The sequence below is a fragment of the Collinsella sp. AF11-11 genome, from assembly GCF_003465485.1.
GTDB lineage: Bacteria > Actinomycetota > Coriobacteriia > Coriobacteriales > Coriobacteriaceae > Collinsella.
On the sequence record NZ_QSAS01000042.1, the window covers coordinates 1 to 1,274 of the forward strand.

The 1,274-nt window shown below is 65.3% G+C and carries 1 protein-coding gene; it reads right to left on the bottom strand.

Features of this window, described 5'->3' with window-relative positions:
* Positions 1 to 8: 8 nt before the first annotated feature.
* A complete protein-coding gene (arcA, locus tag DWV58_RS09750; RefSeq protein WP_099431519.1) occupies positions 9 to 1,250 on the bottom strand; it encodes an arginine deiminase in 1,242 nt (413 codons plus the stop codon).
* Between the last annotated feature and the right edge of the window lie 24 nt (positions 1,251 to 1,274).

Sequence of the window (1,274 nt, forward strand, 5' to 3'; positions counted from 1 at the left end):
TGAAAACCTTAGAGGTCCTCGCGCCAGAAGGGCATGCTCATGCAGCGCGGGCCGCCGCGGCCGCGGGAGAGCTCGGCGGAGGGCACGACGAGAAGGTCCAGGCCCTCCTTGTACAGCACGTCGTTGGTGACGGTGTTGCGGGCGTAGACGCAGATCTTGCCGGGCTCGACGCACAGGGTGTTGGAGCCGTCGTTCCACTGCTCGCGGGAGGCCGCGATCGGGTCGCCGCCGCCGCAGGGGATCAGCTTGACCTGGTCGACGCCGGTGGCGTCCTCCAGGACGTGCTCGAGGGTGTCCTCGATCAGGCGGATGTTCACGTCGCCCGGGTTCTTGCCGGCGGTCAGCTCGTAGACGCGCAGGGTGCCCATGATGGCGGGGTGGATCGTGAACTTATCGACGTCGATCTGGGTGAAGACCGTGTCGAGGTGCATGAAGGCGCGCGAGACCGGGATGTCGAAGGCCAGGATGCGCTCGACCTTGGAGTCGGAGTTCCAGAAGATGTTCTGGGCCATGACGTCGATGGCGGCCGCCTGGGTGCGCTGGGAGATGCCGACGGCGAGGGTCTTCTCGTTGATGTTCAGCACGTCGCCGCCCTCGGTGTGGAACTGGCAGTCGCGGCGGAAGTACAGGGAGACGTCCTTGTAGTCGGGGTGGTACTTGAAGACGTACTTGCCGTACAGGGTCTCGCGGTTGCGGGTGACCGAGTACATGCGGTTGAGGTTGACGCCCTCGCCGACGACCGCGAACGGGTCGCGGGTGAAGTAGAGGTTGGGCATCGGGTCGATGATCAGGTCGGACTCGGACTCGGAGTTGACCAGGGAGTCGAGGGTCGTGGACGCCGTGAGGGGCATGTCGATCTCGGCCTTGGTCATGCCGGCCATGGTCTTCTTGACGAACTCGAGGTTGTCCTCGATGGAGTCCAGCTTCTCGCGGACGATCTGCGGCATGTGCTGGCCGCGGATGCCCGCCTCGGCGATGTACTGGTCGGTGAACTCGGCGCGGGCGCCGGGGACCTGGTCGAACACCTCTGCGACGAGGTTCTCGAGGTAGAGCACCTCCACGCCCTGGTCCCTCAGGATCTGGGCGAAGGTGTCGTGCTCCTGCTGCGCGACCTCCAGGAACGGGACGTCGTCGAACAGGAGTCGCTCGAGCTCGTCGGGCGGCAGGTTGAGGAGCTCGTCGCCGGGACGGTGCAGGCAGACCTTCCTGAGCTTGCCGATCTCGGAAGGCACGTGCAGACCTTTCGTCATGGCCTCCTACCTTTCTTTCGGGCC